This is a genomic window from Acinetobacter pullicarnis, from assembly GCF_006352475.1.
Taxonomy (GTDB): domain Bacteria; phylum Pseudomonadota; class Gammaproteobacteria; order Pseudomonadales; family Moraxellaceae; genus Acinetobacter; species Acinetobacter pullicarnis.
Window position 1 is genome coordinate 3,766,097 of the sequence record NZ_VCMZ01000001.1, and the last position, 20,570, is coordinate 3,786,666.

20 protein-coding genes and 2 pseudogenes are annotated in these 20,570 nt (G+C 41.6%); 7 read left to right on the top strand and 15 right to left on the bottom strand.

All coding sequences use genetic code 11. From position 1 onward, the window contains the following. Window positions 1-9 precede the first annotated feature (9 nt). From gpmI to lptF, 3 genes are all read right to left on the bottom strand, one after another. Window positions 10-1,557 carry a 2,3-bisphosphoglycerate-independent phosphoglycerate mutase gene (gene gpmI, locus FD716_RS16920; protein ID WP_139853393.1) on the bottom strand — a complete coding sequence of 516 codons (1,548 nt, stop codon included), beginning with the start codon at window positions 1,555-1,557 and terminating at the stop codon, window positions 10-12. Window positions 1,558-1,696: 139 nt separating this feature from the next. Then, window positions 1,697-2,761, bottom strand: a complete 1,065-nt coding sequence (lptG, locus tag FD716_RS16925) for an LPS export ABC transporter permease LptG (RefSeq protein ID WP_139853394.1) — start codon at window positions 2,759-2,761, stop codon at window positions 1,697-1,699. Further along, window positions 2,761-3,861 carry an LPS export ABC transporter permease LptF gene (gene lptF / locus FD716_RS16930; RefSeq protein ID WP_139853395.1) on the bottom strand — a complete coding sequence of 367 codons (1,101 nt, stop codon included), beginning with the start codon at window positions 3,859-3,861 and terminating at the stop codon, window positions 2,761-2,763. The genes lptG and lptF overlap by 1 nt, the downstream gene beginning before the upstream one ends. A gap of 140 nt (window positions 3,862-4,001) precedes the next feature. Between lptF and FD716_RS16935 the strand changes: the two genes are divergently transcribed. From FD716_RS16935 to FD716_RS16950, 4 genes are all read left to right on the top strand, one after another. Continuing rightward, window positions 4,002-5,456 carry a leucyl aminopeptidase gene (locus FD716_RS16935; protein ID WP_139853396.1) on the top strand — a complete coding sequence of 485 codons (1,455 nt, stop codon included), beginning with the start codon at window positions 4,002-4,004 and terminating at the stop codon, window positions 5,454-5,456. Beyond that, a complete protein-coding gene (locus FD716_RS16940; RefSeq protein ID WP_139853397.1) occupies window positions 5,449-5,856 on the top strand; it encodes a DNA polymerase III subunit chi in 408 nt (135 codons plus the stop codon). The genes FD716_RS16935 and FD716_RS16940 overlap by 8 nt, the downstream gene beginning before the upstream one ends. A 34-nt stretch (window positions 5,857-5,890) precedes the next feature. Then, entirely contained in the window at window positions 5,891-6,499 is a 609-nt protein-coding gene (blhA, locus tag FD716_RS16945; RefSeq protein WP_171477117.1) for a cell division protein BlhA, read from the top strand. A gap of 129 nt (window positions 6,500-6,628) precedes the next feature. Next, on the top strand, window positions 6,629-6,847 hold the full coding sequence (locus tag FD716_RS16950; protein WP_139853399.1) for a hypothetical protein: 219 nt from the start codon (window positions 6,629-6,631) through the stop codon (window positions 6,845-6,847). Between the two features lie 126 nt (window positions 6,848-6,973). Here the strand turns inward: FD716_RS16950 and FD716_RS16955 are convergent, their stop codons facing one another. The 7 genes from FD716_RS16955 to glnK all read right to left on the bottom strand — a co-directional run bounded on the left by FD716_RS16955 (window position 6,974) and on the right by glnK (window position 13,330). Further along, the gene (locus FD716_RS16955) at window positions 6,974-7,519 is read right to left on the bottom strand and encodes a VTT domain-containing protein (RefSeq protein WP_139853400.1); all 546 of its coding nucleotides are present in this window, start codon (window positions 7,517-7,519) and stop codon (window positions 6,974-6,976) included. Window positions 7,520-7,618: 99 nt separating this feature from the next. Next, window positions 7,619-8,278, bottom strand: coding sequence for a riboflavin synthase (locus FD716_RS16960; RefSeq protein ID WP_139853401.1), 660 nt, complete (start codon window positions 8,276-8,278; stop codon window positions 7,619-7,621). A gap of 27 nt (window positions 8,279-8,305) precedes the next feature. Next, the gene (locus FD716_RS16965; RefSeq protein WP_139853402.1) at window positions 8,306-9,604 is read right to left on the bottom strand and encodes a DNA adenine methylase; all 1,299 of its coding nucleotides are present in this window, start codon (window positions 9,602-9,604) and stop codon (window positions 8,306-8,308) included. Beyond that, on the bottom strand, window positions 9,601-10,728 hold the full coding sequence (gene ribD / locus FD716_RS16970) for a bifunctional diaminohydroxyphosphoribosylaminopyrimidine deaminase/5-amino-6-(5-phosphoribosylamino)uracil reductase RibD (protein WP_139853403.1): 1,128 nt from the start codon (window positions 10,726-10,728) through the stop codon (window positions 9,601-9,603). The genes FD716_RS16965 and ribD overlap by 4 nt, the downstream gene beginning before the upstream one ends. An 86-nt stretch (window positions 10,729-10,814) precedes the next feature. After that, window positions 10,815-11,270, bottom strand: coding sequence for a transcriptional regulator NrdR (nrdR, locus tag FD716_RS16975; RefSeq protein ID WP_139853404.1), 456 nt, complete (start codon window positions 11,268-11,270; stop codon window positions 10,815-10,817). A gap of 194 nt (window positions 11,271-11,464) precedes the next feature. Then, the gene (locus FD716_RS16980) at window positions 11,465-12,922 is read right to left on the bottom strand and encodes an ammonium transporter (RefSeq protein ID WP_139853405.1); all 1,458 of its coding nucleotides are present in this window, start codon (window positions 12,920-12,922) and stop codon (window positions 11,465-11,467) included. Between the two features lie 69 nt (window positions 12,923-12,991). Further along, window positions 12,992-13,330: a P-II family nitrogen regulator gene (gene glnK, locus FD716_RS16985; RefSeq protein WP_139853406.1), complete on the bottom strand. Its 339-nt coding sequence runs from the start codon at window positions 13,328-13,330 to the stop codon at window positions 12,992-12,994. Between the two features lie 282 nt (window positions 13,331-13,612). Between glnK and FD716_RS16990 the strand changes: the two genes are divergently transcribed. From FD716_RS16990 to FD716_RS17000, 3 genes and pseudogenes are all read left to right on the top strand, one after another. After that, window positions 13,613-13,840, top strand: coding sequence for an accessory factor UbiK family protein (locus FD716_RS16990; RefSeq protein WP_139853407.1), 228 nt, complete (start codon window positions 13,613-13,615; stop codon window positions 13,838-13,840). Between the two features lie 84 nt (window positions 13,841-13,924). Beyond that, window positions 13,925-14,764: pseudogene (locus FD716_RS16995) on the top strand (YifB family Mg chelatase-like AAA ATPase); the annotation flags it as partial. Window positions 14,765-14,864: 100 nt separating this feature from the next. Then, window positions 14,865-16,658: a hypothetical protein gene (locus tag FD716_RS17000; RefSeq protein WP_139853409.1), complete on the top strand. Its 1,794-nt coding sequence runs from the start codon at window positions 14,865-14,867 to the stop codon at window positions 16,656-16,658. A gap of 187 nt (window positions 16,659-16,845) precedes the next feature. On the opposite strand, the gene FD716_RS17005 is transcribed toward FD716_RS17000, so the two are convergent. From FD716_RS17005 to FD716_RS17025, 5 genes and pseudogenes are all read right to left on the bottom strand, one after another. Further along, window positions 16,846-18,153 carry an MFS transporter gene (locus FD716_RS17005; RefSeq protein ID WP_139853410.1) on the bottom strand — a complete coding sequence of 436 codons (1,308 nt, stop codon included), beginning with the start codon at window positions 18,151-18,153 and terminating at the stop codon, window positions 16,846-16,848. Window positions 18,154-18,235: 82 nt separating this feature from the next. Further along, window positions 18,236-18,616, bottom strand: a pseudogene (locus FD716_RS17010) (transmembrane anchor protein); the annotation flags it as partial. A 156-nt stretch (window positions 18,617-18,772) separates the two neighbouring features. Further along, window positions 18,773-19,459: a transmembrane anchor protein gene (locus tag FD716_RS17015; RefSeq protein ID WP_139853411.1), complete on the bottom strand. Its 687-nt coding sequence runs from the start codon at window positions 19,457-19,459 to the stop codon at window positions 18,773-18,775. A gap of 11 nt (window positions 19,460-19,470) precedes the next feature. Next, the gene (locus FD716_RS17020) at window positions 19,471-20,187 is read right to left on the bottom strand and encodes a HupE/UreJ family protein (RefSeq protein ID WP_139853412.1); all 717 of its coding nucleotides are present in this window, start codon (window positions 20,185-20,187) and stop codon (window positions 19,471-19,473) included. A 5-nt stretch (window positions 20,188-20,192) separates the two neighbouring features. Then, window positions 20,193-20,561, bottom strand: coding sequence for a hypothetical protein (locus FD716_RS17025; protein WP_139853413.1), 369 nt, complete (start codon window positions 20,559-20,561; stop codon window positions 20,193-20,195). Between the last annotated feature and the right edge of the window lie 9 nt (window positions 20,562-20,570).

Sequence of the window (20,570 nt, forward strand, 5' to 3'; positions counted from 1 at the left end):
TGTGCAGTATTAAGATTTTAATTTAATTAAATTGCGACCTTGCATTTCTTTAGGGACTTCGAGCTGCATCAGGTTCAGCAGCGTTGGTGCCACATCTGCCAGCACCCCACCATCTGCAATAATGGCATCAGTTGGGCCAACATAAATAAATGGCACCAATTCAGTGGTATGTTGAGTGTGGACTTGTCCACTCACATAATCTTGCATTTGCTCCACATTACCATGATCGGCAGTAATCAACATATGTCCGTGATTGGCTTGAATCGCAGCATAGAGACGCCCCAAGCTTAAATCGACCGCTTCCACCGCTTTGACCGCAGCATCAAACACGCCAGTGTGCCCTACCATATCACCATTCGCATAGTTAACAACCAGTAGGTCATATTCGCCCGAGTTGATCGCCTCGACCAAAGCGTCGGTCACTTCATAAGCACTCATTTCTGGTTTCAGGTCATAAGTCGCTACATTCGGTGATGGAATTAAGATCCGTTTTTCACCCGGATATTCATCCTCACGGCCACCACTAAAGAAAAAAGTCACATGTGCATATTTTTCAGTTTCAGCAATCCGCAATTGCGTTTTACCTAAATCCGATAAGTATTCACCCAATGAATTTTTCAGTGGTTGCGGCATATATGCCACAGCACCTTCAAGGCTGGCTTGGTAACGGGTCAACATCACATAACGCGATAGCTTCGGTAGCGTACGACGTTCAAAACCTGAAAAATCGGCTTCGATAAAGGCACGGCTGATTTCACGCGCGCGGTCGGCACGGAAATTCATGAACACCACACTGTCGCCATCTTGAATTTTGGCTATTTCACCAATACGTGTGGCTTTAACAAATTCGTCACTTTCACCTGCAGCATAGGCCAGTTCCAACCCCTCTACTGCCGTGGCCGCGGTACGCTCAGCTTCACTTTCCGTCAACAAGCGATAGGCTTGTTCAACGCGATCCCAACGATTGTCACGGTCCATTGCAAAGTAACGACCAATCATCGTTGCGATACGCCCTTGACCTGGGTACTGAGCAAACAATGCATCTAATTTTTCTAAAGAAGGCTGAGCGCTTTTCGGTGGCGTATCTCGACCATCAAGGAAGGCATGTAAATAAACTTTTGCACCACGTTTTAATGCCAACTCGCACATCGCCACAATATGATCTTCATGTGCATGTACGCCACCTTGAGAAAGTAGCCCCATAATATGCACCGCAGCATTGGCGGCTTGAGCACTTTCAACCGCATCAACCAAAACTGCATGCTCAAAGAAATCACCGGTCCGAATATCTTTGGTAATGCGCGTGAAATCTTGGTACAGCACACGGCCAGCACCTAAATTCATGTGACCGACTTCAGAGTTGCCCATCTGCCCATCAGGCAAACCAACATCTTCCCCAGAACCAGAAATAAAACTATGCGGATGCTTTTGCTGCATGGCATCTAAGTTTGGCGTTTTTGCCGCAAGAAAGGCGTTGTCTTCAACTGCCTCGCGATGACCTACCCCATCCATAATCACAAGTAGGTGAGGCGTTTTGCCAGCGTTTGCATCCGTCATAATTGGTACTCTTATTTGTTTCAACAATAAATTAGATTTTACTCAAATCCATGCAAAGATGCTGCTTTGCCCTATGCGGGCAGACATCTTTGCACTTTTAACACTTCAAATTAGGCAAATAACACCGTGGTGTTACAGCTTATTTTGCTCGGTAAATTAAATAGCTTCCAAAGGCGTACATCAACACGATTGGAGTAAATACAAACCATGCTGGTGATGGCGCATAAACCAAACTGGCATAACCAAGGAAATCCTGCAAATAATAGATACCCAAGCCAATAAACAAGGCGATGACTAAGCGGAAGCCCATCGACTGTTGACGTAAAGGCCCGAAAATAAATGAGCAGGCAATTAAAGTCAGTGCCAGAAGTGAAAAGGGTGCACCCACTTTTTTCCAAAATGCCAACGTATAGGTTTTCGGAACTTGACTATTTTTATTCAAATAGTTCATAAACGTAATCAGTTCGCTTGGTGCCAAATCTTCTGGATCGACCGTAACCATGTGCACAAATCTTGGCTGCAAGGCCAAGCTTAGAGCTTGCTCGGGGGTTTGTTTGAATTGAGCCGTACCTGCAGCAGCAATGGCTAAATTGGTGGTGTCATTTAAGCGCCATTCACCATTTTGAATAAAATGGCCTTGCTGTGCTTTAAGCACCGATTGCAAACGGTAATCATCATTAAAGTCAAGGATTTGTACACGATCCAACTGACCTGCTGAATTGGCATAATCAATATAAATAAAACGCTGGCCTTCGCGGCTCCAATAGCCTTTGACTTCACCCAATGCCGCAACACTGGTCTGGCTTTTCACCCGATTGGCTTTTTCATTGGTCACTGGAATCACCCATTGTGAAATCGCAAGGGATAACACCACCAACAGCAATGCAGGGCGCATAACCCAGCCAACAATTCGCCACAGGCTCACACCTGCAGCCCGCATCACAATCAGTTCACTATTGGATGCAAGGCTCCCCAAGCCCAGAACAGCACCAATCAATGCCGAGATGGGTAGGATACGATTAAAGTTACGAGGTGCCTCCCACATCACATATTGAAAGGCTTCCCAAGCACCATAGCCAGGTTTTAAGCTGCTCAACTCACCGATATACGCAAATAAGATAAATAACAACGCGAGCACGACCACCGTACCCAGCATGGTTAAGGCGGTGCTATTGGTCACATGTCTTGCTAAGATTTTTTGCATTATGACCTCACACGCTGAATTTGTTTTTTAAACTTCGGCGCAAGCTTTTGTTTCCGTGAGAATAATATCCCAGCTACTGCATAAAATAATAAAATCGTAGGATAGGCCCACATCCCGATTTCACCTTTACTCATGCGCGTTTTAACTGCAATTAATAGAACAATCATGCTGGCAAAAACCAAAATCGCAGGAAAGAGTTTTAAATAACGGCCTTGGCGTGGGGTAACTTCAGACAGTGCAACAGTTAAAATCAAAGCGACAAACATCGAAAACGGCGTAAAAATACGCCAGCCCAATTCGCTAGAAACGATTGGATTATCTCGTGTTTCCCACAGTTTGCCAAAAGAAATTCCATCCACTTGGCTGGCATCATATTTGGATTCTTTATTGCTCTCGATCCGAATACGATAGGTTTGAAATTCAGTATGAGTATATTTGGCGGTATTTGGATAAATTTCATAGCGACGACCTTGAATCAGATCGACTACGCTGGCCGCATCATCGCCGACTTCAATTCGCGTTGCTTCTTTGGCCAAAATCATGGCATCAGGCCGACCAGGCTTCTCTGCACGTTGATATAGAAAGATATCTTTTAAATTTTTACGGTCTTCAGATAAAGAACCCGCATAAATAGTATAGGCACCGGCAGAAATAAATTCCTGTGGACGAACCAAGTCAAAGCCTGCACGTACCGATTGCGTTGCATACAATTCATAGTATTGGCGTAACCCCCACGGTGAAATCCACACCGTAAGCAGCATATGCACAACTAAAAAACCAGTGGTCATTGGGATTAACAGTCGAGCCAAGCGATGCTTACTCACCCCACTCCCATTAAGTACTGCCATTTCTTGGTCGACATACAAACGACCAAAGACCAACATCAGACCAATAAAAAAGCCAAGCGGGAGAATTAAAATCAAAAACTCAGGCAATCGATAGCCCACGATACTGAGCAAGACACTGGTATCTAAATTACCTTGTGCCGCCATACCAAAGAATTTGATTAATCGCGCACCTAAAATGATCATCGTTAATAAACTAACGACGACAATAGAGGTTGAGATCACTTGTTTGACGAGATAACGCCGTATAATCAAAGTTAATCTTCCAAATGGGTGAATGAACCGAGCATAGTTTACCCGAATGTTAAAATAGAAAACCACATTGAAATTCTATCATTGGTAGTGTTTCAATGGTTTAATGATTCACAACGTTAATGCAGGTCCCCAAAGCGCTTATGAAACTCACCATGAATGTGTCACTGCCAGAAAATGGCGCGAGTGAATATCTGTTAATTTTAGTTGACCAAGATCAGCTCCAAACCGCACAGTCTATTTATCAGATCAGTGACTTAGAACAACATATACAACTTTCCCAATTTAAAATGGGCTTGGCTGAATTATTACCCCTTGTCGGAAAAATTGCAGCACAACCCAACAGTGCTTTAGTCGGTATCGAAGACCGCAATCTGATCAAGCCTGCTAAGTTAGCAAAAATTGCAGACATTGTGATCAAAAATGCACAAAAAAAATTCAAACAGATCAGTATTGATATTTCGGCTCTACCTCCAGCCCTACACTATTTATTTGCCTTAAATCTGACCCAAGCTGCTTATAGCTACGATGCATTTAAGTCGAAAAAAAATGAATTTGTATTAGAACAGATTCATTTAATTTCAACACAGCCTAGTCTAAGCACGGCTCAACTCAACCTGATTGAAGCCATTGCACAAGGTCAAAACTTTGCACGTGACCTTGGTAACTGTCCAGGTAATATCTGCTTCCCTGAATATTTAGCAGATCAAGCCAAAGCCCTTGCTGAGCAATATCCGCATTTACTCAAAGTCACCGTACTCGAAGAACAGCAACTGGCTGACTTAGGGATGCATTCATTTTTAGCCGTGAGCAAAGGTTCAGATCGTCCAGGCCGTGTAATCACGCTTGAATATCGCGCTGATTTAAGCCAAGCACCAATTGTATTGGTTGGCAAAGGCGTAACCTTCGATACAGGCGGCATTTCATTAAAACCAGGCGCAGGCATGGATGAGATGAAGTTCGATATGTGTGGTGCAGCTTCTGTATTAGGTACGCTGCGCGCATTGTGTGAAGCGGAATTACCGATTCATATTGTCGGTGCGATTGCAGCTGCAGAGAACATGCCATCTGGGCACGCAACCCGTCCGGGTGATGTGGTGACGACGATGAGTGGGCAAACTGTTGAGATTCTCAATACCGATGCAGAAGGCCGTTTGGTCCTCTGTGACACCTTGACTTACGTTAAACGCTTCAACCCAGAATTGGTGATTGATATTGCTACCTTAACCGGTGCATGTGTGGTTGCCCTTGGTAAAGTCCTCAGCGGTTTATTCTCACCAGACGATGCTTTGGCAGCAGAAATCACCCTTGCAGGCGAACAAAGTTTTGACCGTGTTTGGCGTTTACCTGTCATCGAAGATTATCAAGAGTTGTTAAACTCTAACTTTGCTGACATTGGCAATATTGGTAATGGTGGGCCACAGGCAGGTGCAATCACAGCAGCTTGCTTCCTTGAACGCTTCACCCGCGACTATCGTTGGGCACATCTTGATGTGGCAGGCACAGCATGGCTTTCTGGTGCAACCAAAGGCTCTACCGGTCGCCCAGTGCCATTATTGATGCAGTTTATTGCGAATCGCGCCCAAACCAATGACTAAAGTCAGCTTTTATCTTTTTGAAAAAAGCGATGAGCGGCAAGTAGAAAGTACTTGCCGCTTATGTCGTAAGATATTGCGTCAACATGCAAAGATCTGGCTACATTGTCCAGATCCAGCATTACAGCAGCAACTCGATGAACAATTATGGCGCTTTGATCCCAGTAGTTTTTTGCCACATGGCATTGATCAACATAATGCGCCAATTTGTATTTCCGCGCAGTTGCCAAATCGTCTAGAATGGATTGTTTTTAATTTTAACAATCAAGCGCTTGAATTGAATAATCAGTTTAGCCACATTATTGAAATTATTGAGAATCACGAAGCTGCCAAAGTTATTGGACGAGAAAAGTTTAAAAAATATCGTCAACAAGGACTAAAGCCTCAAACCTTTAAGCTCTAAGCCCATCATCGATACGCGCATTTACGGGAGATGCATTGTGACATTAAATGTCGGTCAAGATTTTAAAAAGCGTTGGCTCAATGCACCTGAAGCTGTGCGCGAAACGTTATTGGATGACTTAGGCCGTATTTGTGATTTACTCAAACCAGCCACTGACATTCAACAATGGCTCAATCATGATCAACGTGCCATGCAAGTTGCACAACTCAGTGTTGAGCAAGCCTATGCAGATCTCAAAACAGAACTGATTGAAGCCGCACGATTACGTAAGCAACTTGCTTTAGAGCAAGCATTGCTAGAAAAGCGCGCAGCCCAACATGCCTATGCGGAACAACTTCAGCAAGATGAACGGCAGCAATTCGAAAACCAAACCCTTGCACTGCATGCATTACGCCAAACTATTGACCAAGAATCAATTGCTTATAGTGCCCGTTATCAGCCGAATCCAATCGCCACTGTCACGACCACTATGACGCAAAGCACATCAACTGAATTTGAAAACATTCGACTCAGACTCGAATTAGAAGCAGAAAGTTTAATCGAACAAAGTGCACAAGCCTTTAAAGAGAAACTGCTCACAGCGATGCAAGAAGAAATCCAGTTCATCATGACAAAAATTGAAAGCTTACCTAAAAATGAATAACTTATTTTTATGTAGACTTGCGATTGTCACGAAACTGAAATCAAAATGTCACATTATAGTTGCTGACTTGATTGTTGCATCAGATGACGTCGATGGATCAAGTTAAAAATTAATAATCAGGAACTTAAAATGACTGCTTTGAATCAAATCTCAAACCGGATTTCGACCCTTGATTCTGGTGAAAGATGGACTATCTCTGTTCAAGACCTGCTATTAAGTCGTTCAGATTTTCAATCAATTTCCGTTTTCCTTCACCGCGAGTCAGAAAAAGGACTTTTTTCTGTCGACAGCCCAAATCCGCTCAGCAGCTGGTTTGAACGTACTAGCTTGACTATTACCAAGCACTAACAGACATCGTATCTCGCCTAAAAGCCTAATCTATTGGGCTTTTTTATTTTGTACAGCAAAAGTCTAGACCAGAACTATGCCACCTGCTCTACGACGCTCTGTTTCTGCCATAAAATATGGCGGATCTTAAAATGCTTTAAACACAACAGCAATTAAATTACCAAGACCAAATCCCACGCCCAACAGTAGGCTAATCCAAATCCAGCCACCCACGATGTTATACAGCATAAAACTGCTATATTTCATGTGGCTTGATCCTGCAGCAAACGGTGCAAAAGAACGTACAAAAGGAATAAAACGCGCAACTAAAATGGTTTTTCCACCATGTTTTGCAAAATAACAATAAGTCTTTTCTATATATTCGGGTTTAAACCACTTGGAGCGATTATTAAAATATTTAATGCCTAAGGCCTTGCCTGTCTGATAATTCACAATATAGCCAAGCGTAGATGCAATAATCAGTAAAATGCCCATATAGTGTAAATGCACATTATCAGCAGTTGAACATAAAGCGCCGACGGCAATCAGTAAACTGTCACCTGGCAAAAAAAACATAAATACGGAACCAGTTTCAGCGAAAATAATCAAAAATAAAATGGCATAAATCCATAGCCCATAATTTTCGAGAAGAGTCGGTAACATTTGTTCAATGTGCAGCAAAAAGTCCATCATTGCCACAACCTTATTTCAAATTGTTTCATCGCTTTCTAGTCTCAAGCCATAATAAAAACAGCCTCATTTTAGGTGAGGCTGTTTCTATTCTACGTTTTTTTACTTTAAGAAGCCATTTTCAGCTAAAAATTCCATACTTAGTCCTGATTTGACTTCTGGCTCAGCAGCACGATCACCGAGCAATAAACGTTCAATATAACGTGCCAATACATCGACCTCAATGTTGACTTTAGTGCCCACTTTCCATGTGACAATATTGGTCCGTTCAGCAGTGTGCGGAATGACATTAAGACTGAGTATACTACCACTTAAATAGTTAATTGTTAGACTAATTCCATCAATTGTGACTGAACCTTTTTCAGCCAAATACTTGGCAACATGTGCAGGGGCGGTCACTTCAAAATACACTGAACGCGCATCCTGGCGCAGCAAAGTAATTTCACCAACGGTATCGACATGACCACTTACAATATGCCCACCAAAGCGGGTAGTTGGCAGCATGGCTTTCTCAACGTTAACGGTCTGCCCAACACGCCAACTGGCCAAAGTCGACCGGTTTAAACTTTCTTTCGAGACATCCGCAGCATACCAATTGCTGCCCCAATCCACGACCGTTAAGCAAATACCATTGGTTGCAATTGAATCGCCTAAATGGACATCAGACAAATCAAGTGCGGTCTGTACTCGGATACGTAGATCTCCGCCAATACTTTGTAGACTTTCCACTTGACCCGTGCTTTCAATAATACCTGTGAACATATACTCAATCTCGAATTGTATGTTGTTTTACCACAACGCCAATTGGGTACTCACACCTGAGGTATCCACCCCACCCAATTCAGCAAAATGATAGAGCTGGCCCAATAACTGTCTTAATGGCGGTCCAGCTTTGGCATGTGTATCGGTAATCACAATAAACTCCAATACACGTGCGCGCTCAGACTGCCGTTGTTTACTGACACGATAACGGGGCACATCTTGGGTGACCAAGGTGACTTTGCCGCGCTGTAAATTGGCTTTCAGAATATCTTTAGCTTCAATATTTCCATCAGTCGAATAGCTGGTCAAGATATAACGCGCATTAATCGTTGAAAGTAAGGTCTCATAGGCTTCCTGCGCATGCTTGGATGAGTTATATGAACTCGGACGCTCTTTGCGCCATGCACGATCAATCCCGCTTTTAAAACCTTTGGTATCTGGTGTTGGTAAGTCTGCTTGATCCCACAGAGTCAACGAATTAAGTACGTGATAATTACTGCTATATGCGTGTTGATTATAAGGCGGGTCTAAATAGGCGACATCGACTTCAAAACCACTCATTTGATTGGCCAAATGCTGTGCATCTACACACCACATTTCTGCCATCGGTTGTTTTTGTTTTGGATCTGCTACATCACAAAAAAGACTTGGCGTAAGCAGCAATTGTGATTCAATGCGTTCCAATGCCGTTTGGGTTTTACCGCCCCATCCCTGATGAAAGCTTTTAAATACACCACTGGTATTACTGACAAAACTGGCGGAATACAACAACGGAGCCAATAATGCACTCATCTCGACATCATCAATTGCCCCTTGTGCTTGCCACGTCGCAATTTGCTGGCGAATCGCATCAATACGCATACCGTTACGACGTTTAAAGAACAATCGGTCACGACTTGGATCATAAACATCATCATTGCGTGGGCACAAGTTATGGGTGACCCAGCCTTTAACTTCAGGTAAGCGATTTAAATAATCGATGGCTTTTTGATAACCGCCAAGTTCCTTAAAGGCGGGTGCAGTGGTCGATGCCAAAATCGCATGGTTTAAGGCATGGCTATAAGGTTCCCAATCATTGGCAATCACACGATAGCCATGTTGTCGTGCCAAGCGTGATACCACACCACTTCCCGCAAAAAAATCGGCAAAGATTGGCGCACGCTTAGCTGTGGTCGCCAAGGTTCCGGTATGCTCCAATGCTTCTAAAATCAGATGCAATAGCCGACGCTTATTGCCTAAATAGGGCACCAACTGATGAAAAAGATATTCATCTGTCGTCCGTGCAGCGTGACGACGCTTATGATAAACCTGAGACTCTGAACTCATACTGACTCTTGCGAAGGGATTAGGCGTAAACGCAGGTCATCACCCAATTGGGTGACATCCTCAAGCTTAAAACGAAATTGTTCTGCCATTTGATTGAAGTCTGCAGCAAACATCGCGCGTGCAGATTGACCTAAAAAAGTTGGTGCAACATAACTAATCATTTCATCGACCAACTTTTGTTGCAAAAAAGCAGTGGAGAGCGTGGCTCCCGCCTCGACCAATATGTCATAAAACTGGAATCTTTGACATAAATCTTCGAGCAATGCAGCCAATGAACAAACGGCCAATTGTATCACACCTAAATCGGCCAGATCTTGGCGAAAAGGCCCCATCACCATAATGGTTTCAGGCTGTTGTAAGATTTTTGCGCTCAAGGGTAAACGCCCTTGCCGATCTAAAATAATTCTTTTGGGTTGTACAACATTGGCGAGTTCACCTTGCGCGAGTTCACGTACATTCAACAAACAATCATCGGTGAGTATCGTATCAATACCAGTAATCACAGCCGCAGAAATCGCCCGCCAATGTTGCACATCAAGTCGAGCCGTTGCACCAGTAATCCATTTTGATTCTCCTGATGCCATCGCTGTGCGGCCATCTAAGCTAGACGCAATCTTAAGGCGGACATAAGGCTGGCCTGTGGCCATTGCCTTTAGAAAACCTAAATTTAATTGTTCAGCTTGTTGTTCATACAGACCTTGCTCAACCTGAATACCGGCCTCACCTAAAATCTGAATGCCTTTACCCGCCACCAGTGGGTTGGGATCACGACATGCAACCACAACACGTGCAACGCCTGCATCCACCAAGCCCAAAGCACATGGCGGTGTACGCCCAAAATGTGCGCAGGGTTCCAAGGTCACATAGGCGGTTGCCCCTTTGGCTTGTGCTGCTGCTTGACGTAATGCAAATACTTCTGCATGCGGTTGTCCTGCTTGCGGATGAAATCCTTCACCCAGCAGCACATCATCTTTTACGATGACACAACCCACATTGGGATTGGGTTTAGTTGAATATTGTCCACGTCGCGCTAAGTCAATCGCGACTTGCATCCACTTTTGATCTTGATCATGCTGCTGTTGTTGAGGGGTTTGGCTTTCGGGGTCTTGACGTAACTCAGACATAGTTTCCTCTGATGACAAGCACTGATAACGCGTTCTTGTGACTAACATTTGTGTTCATACAATACGAGCTGATGATTTACTGCAACTTAATCACGGGGTGGCATTTGTTCAATTTGACGTCGAAATGCTTCAACATCTTGAAAATCTTGATAAACGGAGGCAAATCGAACATAAGCCACATGATCCATGGCAAACAACGATTTCATAACGATCTCACCAATCAAGCGTGATTTCACATCACGCTCACCCAATCGTCTAATTTGTAATTGGATATCGCTCAGAACACTCTCAATTTGTTCTTGCGTGATCGGTCGTTTCTGTAACGCATGTCGTAATGAACGACGTAATTTTTCTTCATCAAAAGGTTCGTTTTTACCATTCGATTTTATGACACGCGGCATGACCATTTCATAGCTTTCAAACGTGGTAAAGCGCTCACCACAGCTTAAACATTCACGACGTCGACGAATCTGACTGCCTGCAGCGGCCAGCCGTGAATCGATCACTTTACTATCAGCAACATTACAAAATGGACAATGCATATCAGCGAGACAGAATCTATAGAATAAGGCGCGTAGTTTAGCAAAAAAACAGAATCATGTTTAGCTTTAACGCAATATATAGCAAAAAAACAGCTCTTTTGAGCTGTTTTATACCATATATAGTACATTGAGAGAATTATTGCTGATCCGTTATCGACATCTTAATCGTGTTTGATTTGATCAGCATCTTGGAATTACTCAATACGCTCACCATGTTGACTAAGATCGAGTCCAATTCGTTCATCATCAGCACTGACACGAAGACCAATGGTAAGATCAATTATTTTTAATAGGATGAAAGTCGTTATTGCAGAATAAGCAATGGTCGCAAGTACACCTTCGAGTTGTACCCACAATTGATGTAATACATTGGCTGGGACTTTGTCGCCCATAATGAATTCACTGGCAAATACCGCAGTTAAAATCGCACCTAAAATACCACCCACCGCATGTAGACCAAATGCATCCAAAGAGTCATCGACCTTAAGGAAGCGTTTTAATACGGTTGTTCCCCAGAAACAGACCAGACCTCCGAGTACACCCATCACCAAAGCACCGCTTACAGTGACATATCCAGCTGCTGGCGTAATCACCACCAGACCAGCAATTGCACCAGAAGCACCGCCAAGTACTGAGGCTTTACCACGGACAATTTTTTCAGCAATCAGCCAAGCAATACTTGCCACTGCCGCTGCGACTTGTGTTGTGACCAATGCATAAGCCGCTGCACCATTTGCACCGAGCGCAGATCCACCATTAAAACCAAACCAACCGACCCAGACTAAACTTGCGCCTAAAACAGTCAAGGTTAAATTGTGCGGTGCCATGGACTCTTTGCCAAGCCCCATACGCTTGCCCAGCATATAAGCAGCAACCAAACCTGCGACACCTGAGTTGATGTGAACGACCGTGCCACCAGCAAAATCAAGCGCACCATCACTCATTAACCAACCACCGCCCCAGACCCAATGGGCAATTGGCGCATAAACAATGACGACCCATAGGCTGATAAAGACCACAAATGCACTAAATTTCATACGCTCAGCAATGGAGCCGCTGATGATCGCAACGGTAATAATGGCAAAGGTCATTTGAAAAATAACAAATAAAATTTCTGGAATAGTGCCACTCAGTCCATCAAGCCCAATTCCATTGAGCATGACTTTGTCGAGTCCACCAATAAAGGCATTGCCTGTTGAACTAAAGGCTAGAGAGTAGCCTAATACCACCCAAACAATACTGACGATGCCTGCAGCAACCAAGCTATGTGTCATGGTGCTCAGTACATTTTTTTTACGCACCATGCCGCCATAAAATAAGGCAAGCCCCGGAATAGTCATCAATAAAACCAAGGCGGTAGAAACCAATACCCAAGCCGTATCACCACTATTTAAGGTCACTTCTTTGACAGCCTCAACCGGAGCAGGCGATGTTGTAATGGCTTCTGGCGTAGCCACTGTTGCGATTTGCGCGGACGGTACTGTTTCAGCATTGGCATTCACTTGAGGTGCTTGCGCCTTCTCTGAATCTACGGTCTCTGCAGGAGCGGGATTTGTTATTGTAGCGGGTTCGACGATCTTATCTTCAGCCCAAGCGGCTGAACTTCCTAAAATAACGCTAGATAAACCAAACGCGAGCAGCATTTTTCTCATGTGTATTTCCCCAACCTAATTTTTTTCAGTTATGCCTTAATGCGCATAACGAGCAAAACTTATGCCAAATTACACAGCATCTGGACCTGTTTCACCGGTACGGATACGAATCACTTGCTCAAGGTTGGTGACAAAAATCTTGCCATCTCCAATTTTCCCTGTGCTCGCCACACGTGTAATTGATTCAATGACTGAATCAACCAGATCGTCACTAATAGCGATTTCAATTTTAACTTTAGGTAAGAAATCAACGACATACTCTGCACCACGATACAGTTCAGTATGGCCTTTTTGACGACCAAAACCTTTAACCTCAGTCACAGTAATCCCTTGAACACCAATTTCAGAAAGTGCTTCACGGACGTCATCTAATTTAAATGGTTTAACAATTGCAGTAACAAGTTTCATGTTGTATTCCTTCGGCTTTTCTCACCAGTAAGGTTTTATGTTCAAATTTCATGCCAAAACTTTCTTAACGGTTGGGGGTGTTAAGCAGTTCCAGTATGTGTTGCCTTTTATAACCTATTTTACCCTCCCACTTATAGTCTAAGCTGGAAAAAAATACCGTTGAACGGACAGGAATTTATTTATTTTGCAATCGGATCATTCTATCTTGGTCAGTTAACACTAGGGTCTAGCGAAATGCGATGCTACACTTCTCAAATCTGATGACACTGGAACGGATCTACGATGATTGAAACCCTAATACACGCCATTCTAGAGCAAGTTGAGCAACCTCAAAAAGACTTAGAGCACAATCTACGTGCATTACTCAATGAAGCGGTCAGCAAAATGGACCTCGTCTCCCAAGAAGAAATGCAAAGACAAAAAGTTGCCTTAGACAATGCCAATCTGCGTTTAAGCCAACTTCAAGCACAATTGGCCGCACTTGAAAACACATTGACACAGCAGTCGTAATTATTTTTGCACGCTATAAGTGCATCAATAGACAAAAATACCGAAAAGACAAATCAGAAAACAAATCAAAATGGAAAATAATAAATGTCTTTTGCCAAGATCTATACGCGTGGTCTCTTGGGGCTGCATGCTTCTTTGATTGAGGTTGAGGTCCACGTCAGTCAAGGCCTCCCCTCTCTCACCATTGTTGGTTTGGCAGAAGCTGCCGTCCGCGAAAGTAAGGATCGTGTTCGTTCTGCGATCATCAATAGTGGTTTTCAGTTTCCGTCAAAACGCCTGACCATTAATCTTGCACCTGCCGATTTGCCCAAAGATGGTTCACGTTTAGATCTTCCAATTGCGCTGGGTATTTTAATTGCCTCAGGACAGATTCCTGAAAATATCACCGATGATTATGAATTCATTGGAGAACTTGCATTAGATGGGCAGTTAAGACCCGTCACTGGTACCCTCAGCATCGCGATGGCCTGCCAGACGGCCAAACATAAGCTGATGCTTTCGCATCAAAATGCAGCAGAAGCCGCGCAACTCGCTAACATTGAGATCTATGCTGCTCAACATTTAAAACAGGTCTGTGAGCACTTCTTAAAATCACAATGCATTGATGTCACACCACGTACCCAATTCAATCAAGATGATCAATACAAACTTGATTTAGCCGATGTAAAAGGACAATTGCGCCCACGTCGCGCCTTAGAAATTGCAGCTGCAGGCGGACACTCCATTTTGTTTAGAGGCCCTCCTGGTACAGGAAAAACCCTGTTGGCCTCGCGGCTTCCCAGTATACTGCCGCCCTTAACTGCACAAGAACATCTTGAGGTTGCAAGCATTTATTCAATTAGCAATACCCAACATGCATTTGGGCAACGGCCCTTTCGAGCACCACACCATACGGCATCGGCGATTGCCTTGGTTGGGGGTGGCTGTCAGTTCCACAAATAAATCAGAGTTTACACAAATAAACTAGAGTGAGAGTAAAAACTATACTATTTATATATGAATTTCATTAAATCCACTAAGAAATATGTCTTCAAATAAAAATGTTAAAGTCACAACTATTGATTGTTTCCCAAATGATGGCATTCGCAGAACTGTCTATAGATATGGTGGATTTCTTAGAAATGAAAGCAGTGACTCAACCAATCCTCTTATAGAAGTTCTATTAATTGAACTTCAAGATAATGATAAGTGGATAAACGTACAAAGATGCTCAACATTTCTCGTACCTTTTCTAGAAATTGATACTGTTCAAATTGGTAGTATTTGGGAAGGTAATATTTTACAAGATAATGTTTATAAATTTTATGGAAAGTTAATTACCAAAAATTTTACATTTGATTTTACAAGCCATAAACCCAAAAATATCAAACCCACATATAAAGTGCCAAATACTGACGAATATTACATGCCTTTAAAGCATCTTATGTTACCTAAAGGGAATGACTTTATTCTTCAAGGATACCCTTTTACTCATTATTCCTCTGAAACTTATCGACAAGTTAATCACTGCTTAATGGTATCTAATAATAATATTCAGGTAATTACTTCCGCAGTTCATATTCTACATAGTTTATTTGTGAACCGTAAAGATATTAGAGGAATGGTATTATCCTCATCAATTCAAAATATTATTAATCGTTATCTTGAATCCTATACAACTGAAACTGTAGAAGATCAAACTGAATACAGAATTAGGATTAGAAAACCGTATGAAGACTTAGGTGAAATCGCCATCATCTTCCTTGCAAATCTTGCTTTAAATGAACATGTTCAAAATATAGTTGAGCGACTTCAACACAGCATGGAAATTACTGATTTTGATCCTCTTCAGTATGGTAAAAATGGTACAAGATACCCAATCGCATTTCCTCCCCATCCAACCAGACTATCAGTTGAGGTAGAAGGGCTTTGGCTAGATGATAATAAAACACGGTTCTTTATCACTCGATTCAAAAGAGTTGATCCAATTGATGACCATACCATTGATGTAAATCAAGACCACATTAACACTGTTCCCAAAGACAATGAAAAGAATCCAATTCCTCGGGAAAAGAGCAAAAATAAGAACGAACATATCAATACCCAAAAACCGCCATCAAGAGTAAATGGTGAATATCGTAAAAGGTCTGATGTAGAATCAGGAAACACTAATGGTATCTTGAAATATTCATTTAATGAACCTACTACCGATCCAGTGGAAGTTGATTCCTATATTCAACCCTATACAGATAAATCAGAAGATGTTGAGACATCATCTGATGAACCGCATGGAAATGAAAAATCAAATATCAAAAAGTCAGAAACTACAGATAAACCACCTACAAGAGATGAACGTTTTGATATTCAGTATATTATTGAATCACTTCAAGCATTGGCGTTAGAGAATGATTCTCCATTGCAAAAAGTCTATGCTATTAATGAGTTTGGTGATGGAATAGAAGGCTTCAACCTGTTGCAAATCAAGGAACTTGTTCCTGATCCCAATCACCCCTCTTGGATTGATGAGAAGCTGGGAAGACAACTATTATTTCTAAAACTAGAACTCAGAGATAGAGTTGATCACTGCTATTTAATTGATATACATAAAAATAAAAACCATGAAGCTTTCTGTGCTTTCCTTATCATTACTCCTTACAGATTAACAGGGGAACAGATAAAGAAAATATGTATAGAACTTGAAAGTGCAAAAGGGATTAAAAAATGGACTGCCCATTGTGAACATTTTACTAAACAGATTATTTCGCTCAAACATTCATGGGCAACTCCCGATGAATGGAAGAATAAATTCAAGAATCTTTTTAAGGCATTAAACAAATAATTTAACTTATTAATTATTAAAATGATTCTTGCAATATAAACTAGAACTTAAATATGAGCCAAACTTAACTTTGGCTCATATTTTTCAAATAAATCATTGAAAAATTGATAACTATGAAGATAGGATGAAATCACTCCAAGTATTGTCAGGTTAAATTTGAGCAGCCATCTTTACTCAAGAATACTTGTTATTTCGGCCAATCCTGATGATATTCATCAATCACATATTCATGTGCATGTTTGCCATTATGGTGATGATTGACCAAATGCTCATGATCAGCAGGTAAATCATCATGTGAATGTGCCAATACTGAATCATCTTGTTTCGGCCAAATGGCATAAGCAAAAGCCATTGCTACTAAAGCAATTACTGCCATAGGCACAAATGTGAACAAAGTTCCAAAGTTAGTACTCAACCAGCCTACCAATGGATAAGTGATTAACCAACAAGCATGTGAAAAAGCAAATTGTGCAGCAAATAATGAGGTTCTATTCTCGCTTGATGCGGATTTGCGAATTAAACGCCCAGTAGGTGTTTGAGATACTGAATAACCAATTCCCAAAATAAACCATAGTACCAATAAGTTATTAAAGCTGCCAATGAAATAGCCCATAAATAAGCCAACCACCAAAACAGCCGTACCTGACAACATGACTTTTCGGTCTGCAAATTGATCTAAAATTTTGGGCAATATGAAGGCTGAAAGCATTGAACCCAAGCCAAACAAACCAAAAGCTATTGTTGTAGAATGCTCTGTTAATTTAAATGTGTACTGTACTAATACCACTGTATTCACAATAACCACTGCACTCGCAGAAGCAATTGCTAGGTTTAAAGCCAGTAATGCTTTAAGACGGGGTGTATTAAAATAAATCTTTGCCCCTTGTTTTATACGATAATACACACCTTTAAATTCAGGAGCTTTAGCCATTGGGAGTTTGGCACTCACGACAAATAGTGCCGAACCTATAAATCCTAAAACTGTCCCCAAGAATAAATTGTGATAACTGATGTAGGTCAGTAAAAATGCAGCCAGCATTGGGCTAATAATATTTTCTAAATCATAAGCTAAGCGAGATAATGACAAAGCATTGGTATATTCTTTTTCATCTGGCAGTACATCAGGAATCATCGCTTGAAAAGTTGGCGTAAATGCCGCTGAAGCTGATTGCAAAATAAATATAAGCACATAAATTTGCCAAATTTGTGTCACGAAAGGTAGACACAATGCTGTACAAGCCCGAATAATATCCAGGGTAACTAGTACTTTTTTACGTGGTAAACGTTCTGCAAAAGCAGATGCAATTGGTGCAACGCCAATATAGGCAATCATCTTAATGGCTAAGGCAATGCCCAAAACCTGGGCTGCTTGATCTCTAGCAATATCGTACGCCTGTAAAGCCAATGCAATCGTAATCAGTCCTGTACCAATAAGTGCAATCACTTGGGCTAAGAACAAATGCCTATATGTTGTATTTTTTAAAACTTCAAGCATTTTAGGAACTCCTTATTCAGAACCTAACATTTATGCCAATCCAAATCTCCCTAGAGGTTAATCCAGGGAGATTGATTAAAACTTAAAAAACCCGCTTCATTTCACTGAATTGTCCTTCAACAGTTAAAGTCACAGTGACAGATTCTTTGTTACGGTTTCGCCAGAACCATCCGTGTTTACCATCAAATGCTGCCGTTAAAGTACCTGATTGCTGAGTTTCATTTCGACCTTTACCATAGCCATGATAAAAATCTTTTGGAGCATTCACGGGATCACCATGCGTATCAAAAATTAAACCTTGGGTAGCTTTCCATTCATATTTGACAGCTGCTCCTTTGTTCATTTTAAGCTTTATTTCAGTTGCCTGACCTGGCTTTAAGCTGATAGAAACTGTTTTTTTCACGACAGATGCTTTAGCAGGTTGCGCAGCAGATGTATTTGTCTCGGCTTCAGCAGTAACTGTTGCACCTAAAGCTAACAGTGCAATAACAGGTACAAATACAGCTTTTTTATATGATGTAACTTTGAATATATTTGACATTTTAGGACTCTCAATAACTTTAATAATGATATTTAAGCTTCTTAAGGGGTAATGCCCCCTTAAGAAGCTTGATATGGCTTAAAATACTCGTTTCATTTCACTGAACTGCCCTTCGACATTCAGCGTTACTGTGACCGTTTCTTTGTTACGGTTCCGCCAGAACCATCCATGCTTACCATCAAATGCTGCCTTTAAAGTTCCTGATTGCTCAGTTTCATTACGACCTTTACCATAGCCATGATAAAAATCTTTAGGTGCTCCAACCTTATCTCCATGCGTGTCATAATTCAGACCACCAGCCGAACTTCTCCATTCAAAATTCACACTGGCATCTTTAGGCATTGCCAGTTTCACCTCAGTGGATTGTCCAGGCTTTAACTCAATTGAAATGGATTCTTTTGTAATACCAGGCATCATGTTAGTGGGTTCATTATTTACAACTGCTGTACTTTCATTGTTCTGACTAAGGCTTTGAGTTGCTTTTGATACACTTTCATCCTCATTGGAAAGATCAAAATCTTCAGCAAAACCACCCGTATTTTCGCCTAATCCTTGTTCCGATTCCTCAGCCAAAGACTTCTTGATTTCGCCCATTTCCACCAATCCAATAGCTTTTCCAATACCTGTTGGATCTATGGCATATTCAGCTGGCATAACAACTGTAACCAGAACCACGACAGCACTTACCGCTGCGATGATGGTCGATTGAACAAGTTTCTTTGTTGATGGTAATTCAACATCTTGTGGAATTTTTTCGTTATACATGGTTTAAGCCCTTATTGATTGATGATGAAACCTGTCAGTTGAAAGCCAACAAGTAAAAAGCCAAGGAACATTAGAAAGACATTGCTCTGATATGCAGTTTTGAAGAAAAATGAAGTTTTTCTCCAATATGTCATCAACAATAAGATGATGCATAACGCCATAAACTGACCAAGCTCCACACCAATATTGAATGAAATCAAATTTGCCAGAAGCCCATCTTTGGGAACCTCATATTCTTGGATTTTTACTGCCAGACCAAAACCATGTATTAAGCCAAATATCAAAGTTGCCACTTTTGTATTCGGTTGCACTCCAAACCAGCGCTGGAATGCACCAAGATTATCAAGAGCTTTATAAACGATTGAAAAACCAATAATTGCGTCAATGATGTACGCATTCATGGAAATGTTGTAATACACTCCAATCAACATCGTGACTGAATGTCCAATTGCAAACAGACTGACATACAATCCAATATCTTTTAGGCGATACAGAAAGAAAATGATACCGACCAGAAACAGCAGATGGTCATAACCTGTGATCATGTGTTTAGCCCCTAAATAAATAAAGGGGATAACGTGAACACCATAAATTTCCTGTATATAGCCCTTGTCACCTTCAGCAACGCCATGTGCAAAAAGTGCAGGACTGATTAAAGTCATACCTAATGCCAGTAATAGCAGTAAGTACGCTTTAAATTTCACATATTGTGAACCTATAAATTGCATATATATCAAACTCCAAAATTAAATAAACAGCGGGGAATTGCCTGTTTTTTTGGAGGTTTGAATATTCTGCTTGCCATTAACAATGCGTATAGATTGATTCGATCAAGGAAAAATCTAAACAAACTGAAGAATGCTAAAGCCTGATATTTTAAAGACACATAGCCAACGACATGCTCATACAGGTTTTCCTGATGTGTATGGGACTGACTGACTTCATGATGATGCGTATGGGCAGCATCAATAACAATGTGCTGCTCAGTTTGATTTACTGCTGATGCGTGTTCGTTAAAATGCAGGCATAGTGCAACACTCAAAATACTCATAAAACAAAGCATTAAGATGTTCATTTTTTTCAGTTGCACTATACTGAACATATTATTTTT

Bases quoted from the DNA above. Each gene is read 5' to 3' on its own strand.
- glnK (WP_139853406.1), bottom strand. From the start codon at position 13,330: ATGAAACTTGTTACTGCAATTGTTAAACCATTTAAATTAGATGACGTC.
- FD716_RS16990 (WP_139853407.1), top strand. From the start codon at position 13,613: ATGATTGAAACCCTAATACACGCCATTCTAGAGCAAGTTGAGCAACCT.
- ribD (WP_139853403.1), bottom strand. From the start codon at position 10,728: ATGTCTGAGTTACGTCAAGACCCCGAAAGCCAAACCCCTCAACAACAG.
- FD716_RS16965 (WP_139853402.1), bottom strand. From the start codon at position 9,604: ATGAGTTCAGAGTCTCAGGTTTATCATAAGCGTCGTCACGCTGCACGG.
- FD716_RS17000 (WP_139853409.1), top strand. From the start codon at position 14,865: ATGTCTTCAAATAAAAATGTTAAAGTCACAACTATTGATTGTTTCCCA.
- FD716_RS16940 (WP_139853397.1), top strand. From the start codon at position 5,449: ATGACTAAAGTCAGCTTTTATCTTTTTGAAAAAAGCGATGAGCGGCAA.
- FD716_RS16950 (WP_139853399.1), top strand. From the start codon at position 6,629: ATGACTGCTTTGAATCAAATCTCAAACCGGATTTCGACCCTTGATTCT.
- FD716_RS17015 (WP_139853411.1), bottom strand. From the start codon at position 19,459: ATGTATAACGAAAAAATTCCACAAGATGTTGAATTACCATCAACAAAG.
- nrdR (WP_139853404.1), bottom strand. From the start codon at position 11,270: ATGCATTGTCCATTTTGTAATGTTGCTGATAGTAAAGTGATCGATTCA.
- FD716_RS17005 (WP_139853410.1), bottom strand. From the start codon at position 18,153: ATGCTTGAAGTTTTAAAAAATACAACATATAGGCATTTGTTCTTAGCC.
- lptG (WP_139853394.1), bottom strand. From the start codon at position 2,761: ATGCAAAAAATCTTAGCAAGACATGTGACCAATAGCACCGCCTTAACC.
- FD716_RS16935 (WP_139853396.1), top strand. From the start codon at position 4,002: ATGAAACTCACCATGAATGTGTCACTGCCAGAAAATGGCGCGAGTGAA.
- FD716_RS16980 (WP_139853405.1), bottom strand. From the start codon at position 12,922: ATGAGAAAAATGCTGCTCGCGTTTGGTTTATCTAGCGTTATTTTAGGA.
- FD716_RS17020 (WP_139853412.1), bottom strand. From the start codon at position 20,187: ATGCAATTTATAGGTTCACAATATGTGAAATTTAAAGCGTACTTACTG.
- gpmI (WP_139853393.1), bottom strand. From the start codon at position 1,557: ATGACGGATGCAAACGCTGGCAAAACGCCTCACCTACTTGTGATTATG.
- FD716_RS16955 (WP_139853400.1), bottom strand. From the start codon at position 7,519: ATGATGGACTTTTTGCTGCACATTGAACAAATGTTACCGACTCTTCTC.
- FD716_RS16960 (WP_139853401.1), bottom strand. From the start codon at position 8,278: ATGTTCACAGGTATTATTGAAAGCACGGGTCAAGTGGAAAGTCTACAA.
- FD716_RS17025 (WP_139853413.1), bottom strand. From the start codon at position 20,561: ATGTTCAGTATAGTGCAACTGAAAAAAATGAACATCTTAATGCTTTGT.